General features: G+C 75.6%; 9 protein-coding genes. 5 read left to right on the plus strand and 4 right to left on the minus strand.

All coding sequences use genetic code 11. The annotated features are described in order from the left end of the window. Positions 1 to 73 precede the first annotated feature (73 nt). From cbiE to ACFP3V_RS22415, 4 genes are all read left to right on the plus strand, one after another. Complete coding sequence (gene cbiE, locus ACFP3V_RS22400; RefSeq protein ID WP_380586243.1) at positions 74 to 1,291, plus strand: precorrin-6y C5,15-methyltransferase (decarboxylating) subunit CbiE; 1,218 nt, start codon at positions 74 to 76, stop codon at positions 1,289 to 1,291. Positions 1,292 to 1,649: 358 nt separating this feature from the next. Continuing rightward, positions 1,650 to 5,129 (plus strand): nicotinate-nucleotide--dimethylbenzimidazole phosphoribosyltransferase, encoded by a 3,480-nt coding sequence (gene cobT / locus ACFP3V_RS22405; RefSeq protein WP_380586246.1) that lies wholly within the window; start codon positions 1,650 to 1,652, stop codon positions 5,127 to 5,129. A gap of 157 nt (positions 5,130 to 5,286) precedes the next feature. Beyond that, positions 5,287 to 6,507, plus strand: a complete 1,221-nt coding sequence (cobA, locus tag ACFP3V_RS22410) for a uroporphyrinogen-III C-methyltransferase (RefSeq protein WP_380586249.1) — start codon at positions 5,287 to 5,289, stop codon at positions 6,505 to 6,507. Between the two features lie 4 nt (positions 6,508 to 6,511). Continuing rightward, the gene (locus ACFP3V_RS22415) at positions 6,512 to 7,324 is read left to right on the plus strand and encodes a TrmH family RNA methyltransferase (RefSeq protein WP_380586252.1); all 813 of its coding nucleotides are present in this window, start codon (positions 6,512 to 6,514) and stop codon (positions 7,322 to 7,324) included. Between the two features lie 7 nt (positions 7,325 to 7,331). Here ACFP3V_RS22415 and ACFP3V_RS22420 read toward each other — a convergent pair whose 3' ends face one another. The 3 genes from ACFP3V_RS22420 to ACFP3V_RS22430 all read right to left on the minus strand — a co-directional run bounded on the left by ACFP3V_RS22420 (position 7,332) and on the right by ACFP3V_RS22430 (position 8,423). Continuing rightward, positions 7,332 to 7,553 carry a DUF6126 family protein gene (locus ACFP3V_RS22420; RefSeq protein ID WP_380586254.1) on the minus strand — a complete coding sequence of 74 codons (222 nt, stop codon included), beginning with the start codon at positions 7,551 to 7,553 and terminating at the stop codon, positions 7,332 to 7,334. After that, complete coding sequence (locus ACFP3V_RS22425) at positions 7,550 to 7,906, minus strand: ArsR/SmtB family transcription factor (protein ID WP_380586257.1); 357 nt, start codon at positions 7,904 to 7,906, stop codon at positions 7,550 to 7,552. Before ACFP3V_RS22425 ends, ACFP3V_RS22420 begins: the two co-directional genes overlap by 4 nt. A gap of 127 nt (positions 7,907 to 8,033) precedes the next feature. Next, complete coding sequence (locus tag ACFP3V_RS22430) at positions 8,034 to 8,423, minus strand: STAS domain-containing protein (RefSeq protein WP_380586260.1); 390 nt, start codon at positions 8,421 to 8,423, stop codon at positions 8,034 to 8,036. A 143-nt stretch (positions 8,424 to 8,566) separates the two neighbouring features. Here ACFP3V_RS22430 and ACFP3V_RS22435 point away from each other — a divergent pair, with 143 nt between their 5' ends. Further along, entirely contained in the window at positions 8,567 to 9,238 is a 672-nt protein-coding gene (locus tag ACFP3V_RS22435; RefSeq protein ID WP_380586263.1) for a sigma 54 modulation/S30EA ribosomal C-terminal domain-containing protein, read from the plus strand. A 47-nt stretch (positions 9,239 to 9,285) separates the two neighbouring features. Here ACFP3V_RS22435 and ACFP3V_RS22440 read toward each other — a convergent pair whose 3' ends face one another. After that, on the minus strand, positions 9,286 to 9,927 hold the full coding sequence (locus ACFP3V_RS22440; RefSeq protein WP_380586266.1) for a hypothetical protein: 642 nt from the start codon (positions 9,925 to 9,927) through the stop codon (positions 9,286 to 9,288). Positions 9,928 to 10,114: the final 187 nt, after the last annotated feature.

The following is a 10,114-nucleotide window of genomic DNA, read 5'->3' on the forward strand; positions in this document are numbered from 1 at the left end:
TGGGTGCAACCGGCTGCGCTAGTCTCGCTGGCGCAGCGCAGATGGTGACCATGGGGCAGGGGGTAGCGGGCCAGTGGCCGATCGGGTGACCGTGGTGGGGTGGGACGGTTCGCCGTTGAGTCAGGCCGCGCGGGCCGCGCTCGACGCGGCGACCCTGGTCGCGGGGCCGACCCGGCACCTTGAGCAACTCCGGGTTCCCGCCTCTGCCGAGCGCCTCGCGCTCGGCAGCATCGAACTCGCCGCCCGCCGCATCGCCGAGCACCGGGGTGCGGCAGTCGTCGTCGCCGACGGCGACCCCGGGTTCTTCGGGGTGGTGCGCACGCTCCGCCGCCCCGAGTTCGGGCTGGAGATCGAGGTGCTGCCGGCCGTCTCCTCCGTCGCCGCCGCCTTCGCCCGGGCCGGGATGGCCTGGGAGGACGCCCAGATCGTGAGCACCCACAACCGCGGGCTCCGACGGGCCGTCAACATCTGCCGCGCCCACCCGAAGGTGGCCGTGCTCACCTCGCCCGGCGCCGGGCCCACCGAGCTCTCGCTCATGCTGCGGGACGTGCACCGCACCTTCGTGGTCTGCGAGGCGCTCGGCAGCGCCGACGAGAACATCACCGTGCTCACTTCCGACCGGGTCGCGGACCACGTCTGGCGCGAGCCGAACGTCGTGCTCGTGGTCGGCGGGTCGGGGCGCAACTCCGCCACTGCGGTGAGCAGCTGGCTCGCCGGGCGGGGCGTGGACTTCCCCGGCCGGGTGCGCGGCTGGGCGCTGGAGACGCACGCCGCCGCCGAGGAGGACGACCCCGAACTGCCCGCCGCCGTCCGGGCGCTGGTGCTGGCCCGGCTCGGCGCCCGGCCCGGGGACCTGGTCTGGGACGTGGGCGCCGGGACCGGCAGCCTCGCCGTCGAGGCGGCCCGCACCGGGGCCGCCGTCATCGCGGTGGAGCGGGACGCCGACGCCTGCGCCCGGATCGACGTCGAGGCGCGCCGCGTCGGCGTCGAACTGCAGACCGTGCCCGGCCGCGGTCCCGCCGCGCTGGCCGAACTGCCGGAGCCCGACGTGGTGTTGCTGCGCCAGGGCGGCGAGCTGCTGCGCGCCTGCCTGGCCCGGCGGCCCGAGCGGATCGTCGTGGTCCCGGACGGGCTGCACCAGGTCGAGGAGGTCCGGCGCGCGTTCAGCGAGGCCGGCTACGCCGTGGACGGCACGCTGCTGCAGGCCGCGCCGCTGCGCGAACCCAGCGGCGGGGGCGGCGGCCTGCTCGGTCCCGCCCAGCCCGTGTTCGTCCTCTGGGGCGACCGCTGAGACCTGCGGTCGGACGCCGGACGGGTGTTCCCGCAGAGCGGACGGGGCGTCTGACTGTCCGTCGGGGCCGGTAGGCTGACGCATCGTTCTCCGTGAACCGGTCGTGGCGCTGCGCAACGTGGCACAGCCCACAGTCGAGGCCGGGCGTGCGGGTTCGCATCCGGGCCGGTCGGCCCGGAAGAATGCCTTCGAGTCCGGGGCGGGTCGTGCCGCTTGCCCCGGTTCTGTCGTTGTTGTTGACGGTGGGCCGGTTCGCCGGGTCGCCGCAGCACAGGCGGGGAGACGACCGGCACAGCCGCCGGCGGGTCCCTGAACGCGCCGCCAAGGACGCCACGCGGCCCTGGAAGGAGCCAGAGAGATGAGCGAAACCGGCAACGTCCCGCACGCGGGCCAGGTGCCCGGAGTCGAGGGGGAGCAGGGCTTCCACCCCGGCCCCTACGCGCCCGAGCCCACCCACGTCCAGGCCGTCCGGCCCGCTTACACCTTCCTGGACGACGAGGACGAGGGCGAGGACGAGCTGCTCATGCCGAGCCCGCAGGGGGCCTGGAACGACGCCGCGCGGGCCGAGGCCCCGGCACCGCAGCCGGTGGCTCCCGCGGAGCCCCACCAGGTCGAGGGCCAGCACCTCGGCGCGCCGGTGGCCGAGGGGCAACCGATGGCCCCGTCTTGGCCGCCGCTGACTCCGCCGCCCGCGTACCCGACGGAGGGTCAGGTCCCGGCCCCTGCCGAGCCGATCGTGGCACAGCCGGTCCCCGAGCAGCCCCCGGCAGCCCCGCAGACCGAACCCGTGCCCGTTGCCTTCCCGGCGGAGCCGGTCGCGGCTCCTGCGGCCGCCGATCCGCTGACCGATCCACTGACCGGTCCGCCGCCGCCCGTCGCGGAGGCGGTCCCGGTGGAGCAGTTCCAGCCGCAGCAGGCCGAACCGCAGGCCCAGGAAGCGCAGGCCCAGGAAGCGCAGGCCCAGGAAGCGCAGGCCCAGGAGCCGCAGCGGCGCCCGCTGCACGCCGGACCGGCCATCCCTGACCCGTCGCTGATGACCGGTCAGGTTCCCGTCCGCTCGCTGGCGGACCGAGGCCCGAGCAGCGGCAGCGTCCAGATCCCGAACCCCGGCACACCGCCGCAGGGCACCTCCGTGGCGTCGCCCGCCCAGGGCCACACGCTCGCCGGGCCGGAGTACCTCGACCAGACCGCGACCTTTGGCGAATCGGTTGTGCGCCCGGCGGTGGTGGGCACCCTCGACGCCCCGGCCGCCGCCCAGCCCGGTCCTGCCGTGGCCGCTCCGGTGGCGGAGGCGAGCGCGTCCGTCCCGGCGCAGATCCCCTCACCCGAGAGCACGCTCGGTGGCGCCCCCGCCGAGCCGGTCATCCCCGCCCAGGGGGCGGCCCCGGACTTCGCGCAGAGCCGCATCGCGGCCTTCGTCGCCCCGCCGACGGCCGCCCCGGCGGCCGGACCTGACGACACGTCGGCCGGCACCGGCGAGTTGCGCGCGGACTCCCCGCAGCCCGAGCCCGCCGCCGAGGCGGCCCCCGAGGTCTTCGCGGTCTCCACGGAGGGCGTGGCGCAGGCCGTCGTCCCGGCCGAGCCCGTCCCCGGCGCGGAGCCGACCCCGGCGGAGGGGGGCACGGCACCCGTCGCCGCCCAGGCGGCGGCCGAGCCGGTAGCCCAGACGGCGGCCGCCGCGGAGGCCGCCCAGCCCGAGGTCCATGCCGTGGAGCCGGAGCCGGTTCCGGTGCCGGAGGCTGTCGCGGAGCCCGTGGTTGAGGCCCCGTCAGCTGTGGCCGAACCGGCGGTCGCGCCCGACGCGATGCTCCCGGCCGAGCCCGTGGCGGCCGTCGAGACCACGGCGGTCGCCCCGGAGGCGGTTGTCGAGCAGCAGCCGACCGAGGCCGTCGCGGCGAAGGCCGTCGCTCCCGCCGGACCGGAGGCGGAGGTCCCCGCCGAGGCCGTCCCCGTCGCCGAGGAGGCACCCGTGGCCGCGGTTCCGGCGCAGTCCGAGCCGGCTGACGCCGTCCCCACCGAGGCGCCCGTCTCCGCCGAGACCCCCGCGGAGACGGACGAGGCGGGCGCCGCCGACGTCCCCGAGGGCGAGGCCGCGCCCGGCTACGAGGACGACGTCCGGGCCGCCGTGCACCGGGTGATGCGCGAGCGCCGCGACATCCGCAACGGCTTCCGCAGCGACCCGATCCCTCACGAGGTGCTGATCCGGGTCCTGGAGTCCGCGCACACCGCGCCCAGCGTCGGCTACTCGCAGCCCTGGGACTTCGTCGTCATCCGTTCGGCCAAGACCCGGGCCCGGATGCACGAACTGGCGGAGCGTCAGCGCGACATCTACGCCGAGTCGCTGCCCAAGGGCCGGGCCAAGCAGTTCAAGGCGCTGAAGATCGAGGCGATCCGGGAGACCCCGGTCAACATCGTCGTCACCGCCGACCGCACCCGCGGCGGGCGGCACACGCTGGGCCGGCACACCCAGCCGCAGATGGCCCCGTACTCCGCCGCGCTCGCGGTGGAGAACCTGTGGCTCGCCGCCCGGGCCGAGGGCCTGGGCGTCGGCTGGGTCAGCTTCTTCGACGAGGAGGAGCTGGTCCGCGAGCTCGGCCTGCCGGAACACCTGGAGGTCGTCGCCTACCTCTGCGTCGGCTACGTCGACGAGTTCCCCGAGGAGCCGGAGCTGGCACAGGCCGGCTGGGCGAAGAAGCGCCCGCTGTCCTGGGTGGTGCACGAGGAGACCTACGGCCGCCGCGCCCTGCCGGGCGAGGAGCCGCACAGCGTGCTGCAGGAGACCCTGCGCGGCATCCGCCCGCTGGACGCCAAGGCGCTCGGCGAGGCGTGGGACCGGCAGAAGCGGATGACCAAGCCGGCCGGTTCGCTGGGCATGCTGGAGATAATCTCCGCGCAGCTGTGCGGTCTGTCGCGCAAGTGCCCGCCGCCGATCCCGGAGCCCGCGTGCGTCGCGGTCTTCGCGGGCGACCACGGCGTGCACGCCCAGGGCGTCACCCCCTGGCCGCAGGAGGTCACCGCGCAGATGGTGGCCAACTTCCTCGCGGGCGGCGCGGTCGTCAACGCCTTCGCGAACCAACTCGGCGCCGAGGTCTGCGTGGTGGACGTGGGCGTCGCGGCCGAGCTGCCCCCGGCGATCGACTCCGGCCGGACCACCGGCCTGCTGCCGCGCAAGGTCCGCCCCGGCACCGGGGACATGACGCAGGGTCCGGCGATGACCCGCGAGGAGGCGATGCGGGCCATCGAGGTCGGCATCGAGACCGCGCGGGACCTGGTGGCCGCGGGCAACAAGTGCCTGGTGACCGGGGACATGGGCATCGCCAACACCACGGCGTCCGCCGCCCTGGTGTGCGTCTTCACCGGCGAGGACCCGGCCAACGTCACCGGCCGCGGCACGGGCATCGACGACGAGACGCACGCCCGCAAGGTCGCGGTCATCCGCCAGGCGCTCGCGCTGCACCGCCCGGACCCGTCCGACCCGATCGGCGTTCTGGCGGCGGTCGGCGGCCTGGAGCACGCGGCCATCGCGGGCTTCCTGCTGGGCGCGGCGAGCCTGCGCACCCCGGTGATCCTGGACGGGCTGATCGCGGGTTCGGCCGCCCTGGTCGCCAAGGCCATCGCGCCCGAGGTGCAGGCGGCCTGCATCGCCGGCCACCGGTCGGCGGAGCCGGGCCACAAGGCCGCTCTCGCGAAGCTGGGGCTGCGCCCGCTGATCGATCTGGACCTCCGGTTGGGCGAGGGCACGGGTGCGCTCCTGGCCCTGCCCCTGGTCCAGTCCGCCGCCCGCGCGATGCACGAGGTCGCCACCTTCGACTCCGCCGGCGTGACCGAGAAGCCGTAAGTTGCACGTCCCCCCGGGGCGTTGAGGGAGGAACTGCGCGAGCACCGCGCCACCCAGGGAGGTCCGGCCCGCATGCCGGGCGTCTCCCTCTCCGGGTGGCCGGTCGCGCAGTCCTCGCGCCCCCGGGTGGTCGCCCCCTGATCCTGGAGAGAACGCCATGCGCAGCCAGCTCGACGACGTGACACCGCCGTACCTCGTGGGGCTGCGGCTGGAGGGGCGGAAGGTCGTGGTCCTCGGCGGGGGGCAGGTGGCCCAGCGTCGCCTGCCGACGCTCATCGCCGCGGGCGCCCGGATCGACCTGATCGCGCCGGAGACCACACCCGCCGTCCAGGCGATGGCCGACGCGGGCGAACTGGTGTGGCATCAGCGAGCGTACGCGCCGGGCGACTTGGCGGAAGCCTGGTACGTCCTGGTCGCCACGGGCGACCCCGAGGCCAACGCCGCCGCGTCCGCCGAGGCCGAGGCGAACCGCGTCTTCTGTGCCCGGAGCGACGACGCCACCGCCGCCTCCGCCTGGACCCCCGCCTCGGGGCGGCACGGCGCCACCACCGTGGCCGTCACCTCCGGCGACCCGCGGCACTCGGCCGCGCTCCGGGACGCCGTCGTCGCCGGGTTGCGGGACGGCTCCCTCGCCGCCGCCCACCACCGCGGGCACCGGGGCGGCGTCGCCCTCGTCGGCGGGGGCCCCGGGGATCCGGAGCTGATCACCGTCAAGGGCCGCCGCCTGCTCGCGGAGGCGGATGTCGTGGTCGCCGACCGGCTGGCCCCGCGCGAGCTGCTGGAGGAGTTGCCGCCCTCGGTCGAGGTCATCGACGCGTCCAAGATCCCCTACGGCCGCTACATGGCCCAGGAGGCCATCAACGCCACCCTGGTCGAGCACGCCAAGCAGGGGAAGTTCGTGGTCCGGCTCAAGGGCGGCGACCCCTTCGTCTTCGGCCGCGGCATGGAGGAGGCGCTCGCCTGCGCCGAGGCGGGGATCCCGGTCACCGTCGTGCCGGGCATCTCCAGCTCCATCAGCGTCCCCGGCGCCGCGGGCATCCCGGTCACCCACCGGGGGGTGACCCACGAGTTCACCGTCATCTCCGGGCACGTCGCCCCGGAGGACCCCCGGTCCCTCGTCAACTGGGAGGCGGCGGCCCGGATGCAGGGCACGCTCGTGCTGCTGATGGCCGTGGAGCGGATCGCGGCCATCGCCGCCGCGCTCGTCGCGGGCGGGCGTTCACCGGAGACCCCGGTCGCCGTCGTCCAGGAGGGCACCACCGCCGCCCAGCGCACGGTCCGGGCCACGCTCGCCACCGTCGCGGACGTCGTCGCCGCGGAGGGCGTCCGGCCCCCGGCCGTGGTCGTCGTCGGCGACGTGGTGGCTCTGGCAGGCTGAGCACGTGGCCGAACCGATCGCCCTGCACGACCCGGAGGACCCCCGGCTGCACGACTACGTGCACCTCACCGACGTGGCCCTGCGCAGCCGCACCGAGGTGGCCGAGGGCCTGTTCATCGCCGAGGGCGAGAAGGTGATCCGGCGCGCGCTCCGCGCCGGGTACCCGATGCGCTCGATGCTGCTGTCGCAGAAGTGGCTGGGCGTCATGGGCGACGTCATCGAGGCGGCCGAGGCCCCGGTCTACGTCGTCGAGCCCGCTGTGGCCGAACAGGTGACGGGGTATCACGTGCACCGCGGCGCGCTCGCGGCCATGGCCCGGAAGCCGCTGCGACCGGTCGCGGACCTGCTGGCGGACGACGTGCGGCGGGTCGCCGTCTTCGAGGACCTGGTGGACCACGCCAACATCGGCGCGGCCTTCCGCAACGCCGCCGCGCTCGGCGTGGACGCCGTCCTCCTCACTCCGCGCTGCGCGGACCCGCTCTACCGGCGCTCGGTGAAGGTCTCGATGGGCGGCGTCTTCGCGGTGCCGTGGACCCGTCTCGTGTCCTGGCCCGCCGACGTCGAGGTGGTGCGCGCGCACGGCTTCACCGTGGCCGCCCTCTGCCTGGCCGACGACTCGGTGTCCCTGGACGAGCTGGCGGCCCGCTCCCACGAGCGGCTCGCGCTGGTCTTCGGCAGCGAGGGGCCGGGGCTGACCGAGGGGGCGCTGCGGGCGGCCGACGTCCGGGTCCGCATCCCCATGGACGCCGGCGTCGACTCGCTCAACGTCGCCGCCGCCTCGGCGGTCGCCTTCTACGCCACCCGCCGCCCCGGCTGACGGTCCGTCAGTGGCGGTGCTGCCCGATGAAGAAGAGCAGCATGATGAAGCCGCCGAAGACGTGCAGGCCGATCACGTAGATGAAGGCGCGGACCCAGACGCCCTTGCTGATGGCCTTGCGGTTCCGCTGGTCGGTGTCGGCCACCGTGCGGTCGGCGCGGCCGCCGTCAGGGCCGCGGCCGGGCGGTTCGCCGGGGCCTCCGCTGCCGGGGAGGTCGGCCGGGGTCACCGTGCGGCTCCGATGGTGTCGGCCGGGCCGGCGTCGCGCAGCTCGTCCAGCAACTCCTGCTGACCGGCGATCAGGTCGGTGAGAATCCGCCGGGCCGCCCGCATCAGCTCGGCAACGTCGGTGCCGGCCAACTGGTAGACGACGGTGTCCGCCTCGCGGGTGGAGGTGACGATCCCGGAGCGGCGCAGCACCGCGAGCTGCTGGGAGAGGTTCGACCGCTCCACCTCGATCCGCGCCAGCAGGTCGCGCACGGGCATGGGCCCGTCCTGGAGCAGCTCCAGCACGCGGATGCGCACGGGATGGCCGAGCATGCGGAAGAACTCCGCCTTGGCCTGGTACAGCGGGACCGGCATGCTCTCAACTCCCCGCTGGCCGCCTCGTCCGGATACGCGGAGCACTCTTGCATGAAGTGAAGAACTTTTCAATTCAGCGTTCGGTGGCCTGCCCGGCGACGGTCGTGGGGGCGGGGCTGACGCGGCCTCAACTGCGCGGCGGCGCGGACCATCCCGTGGTGTGCCACTCCGGCGCGGCGTCGCGGTCGGCCGCCGGGATGCGGTGGGCCCGGAGCGCGGTGGTGATGTCGGCGTGGCTCGCGGTGGCCCCCAACCCGTCCGCGCCCTCGGGCGCGGCGGCGAACTCGAGCGGCCGGCCCTCGGCCGTGAACAGCTCGACGGCGGTGCGGACGGCCTCGCGGCCGTCGTCCGACCAGCCGGTCAGCGAGGTGAGATCCAGGACCAGGGGCCCTTCGCAGCGGGCGAGGGCCCAGCGGACCGCCCCGCCGAAGCGCGGCGCCGCCGCGTCGCCGAGGTAGCCGGAGATCCGCAGGATGCCGACGTCCCGCACGTTCTGGAAGTGCCACTGAATGGTCACGCCTCCGCCTTTCCGCGTTCGCCGGGGAGTCCCGACGTTAGCATCGGGCGATGTGAAGAATCCTTCAATCGGGTCGCGGGGCCGCGCTACTTGCCCTGCGGGCGGATGCTGCGCCATGGTGCGGGCGAGAAGGGAGTACGGACATGAGCGGTGAACTCGCGCGGCTGCGTGCCCGGGTGGCCCGGCTGACGGCGGATGCCCCCGTGGTCGCGGTCCGGGCGCGGCTGTCGGTCGTGGGCGAGGGGCGGCAGCGCACCGCCGTCGGCCAGGTGAACGCCGAGATCGGCGGCCGCCGGGTGCGGGTACAGGTCGCGGCGCAGCAACTGCGCGCGGCCGCCGACAGATTGGCGTCCCGGCTGGGCGAGCGGGTGCCCCAGGCGCTGGGCGGCTGGAGCCCCCGGGCCTGGACCGGCACGCAGACGCCGACGGGCCCGGTCGCGCCGGCGATCACCCGGGTGAAGACCCCCGAACTGGTCTGGTGCGACCCGGACGCGGCCGTGATGACCATGGACGCCATGGACTACGACGTCCACCTGTTCACCGATCCGGAGACGGAGGCGGACGCCGTCGTCTACCGGGGGCCGTTCGGCTACCGGCTGACCCGGATCCTGCCCGCGGGCCGACCGGTGCGCACACGCATCCCGCTGACCGAGGACGCGCAGCCGGCGCCGCGGCTGACGGACGCTCAGGCCCTGGCGCGGCTGCGGGAGTCGGGGCTGGCGCACCTCTTCTACGCGGACCCGGCGGAGGGCTACGGCCGCGTCCTCTACCGCCGCTACGCCGGCGGCTTCGGCCTGATCGCCGGGGCCAGCTGAGCGTTCCCGGGCTGCGGGGTCCCCACGTCAGCCCGGAGGGGCGTCCGTCAGCCGGACGCCGCTCCGGGCCAGGACTCCTTCATGGTGCCCTTCGGGGCGACGGTGAAGCGCGTCGTGCTCACGGCGGCGTCCCCGCTCGTCGAGGGCACCCGCTCCTCCCGGACGATCGCCCCGCGGTCGATGCGCCACACCCCGGTCCCGTTCGGGTCACCGGTGGACGCGTGCGCGGCCAGCAGAACCGGTTCTGCACTGTGCAGCCCGTACAGCTCGACCATGTCCTGCGGCGCCGCGCCCTCGTGCCGGGTCAGCACCACCACCGCCGCCGGCGCGCCGCCGTAACGGGCGGGGAGTACGGCGGTCAGGGTCACCGGCGCCCCGCTCCCGGCCGACCGGCCCTGGACCAGGTCGATGCGGGAACCGTCGGAGGGGTCCTGGTAGCTGCGGTTGTTCCAGTCCACGGGGGGGACGGCCCGGTCGGCCGCCGCGGCGACCACCCCGGAGGCCACCGCGCCCGGGCTCGGGGCCGCCGTCGCCGCCGCCGAGGCACCGGACGAAGCGGCGGTGGACGACGCGGCGGGGCGCTCGTCGAGACCGCGCGCCTGCTTGCTCTCACAGCCCTGCGCGGCGGCGATCGCCAGGGCCGCCGCGGCCGTCACCGTGACGAAGACGATGAGCCGCTGCCGCATCATGCGTCTGCGCCGGGCAGCGGCGCTCGCCCCGGCGGGTCGCGCGGGCGGGGGCGTGCGCTGCCCACCGGCCGCCGGTCTCCGTGCCACAGGCGGGCGCGCGCCCCGCTCCTCCGCGCCGGACGCGGAGGAGTGCGCCTGCGAGGAGCGCGAACGCGCGTCCCCCAAAGGCGCCCTGACGGGCCGTCGG

The sequence above is a fragment of the Streptacidiphilus monticola genome (genome assembly GCF_042658505.1).
In the GTDB taxonomy this organism is placed as follows: domain Bacteria; phylum Actinomycetota; class Actinomycetes; order Streptomycetales; family Streptomycetaceae; genus Streptacidiphilus; species Streptacidiphilus monticola.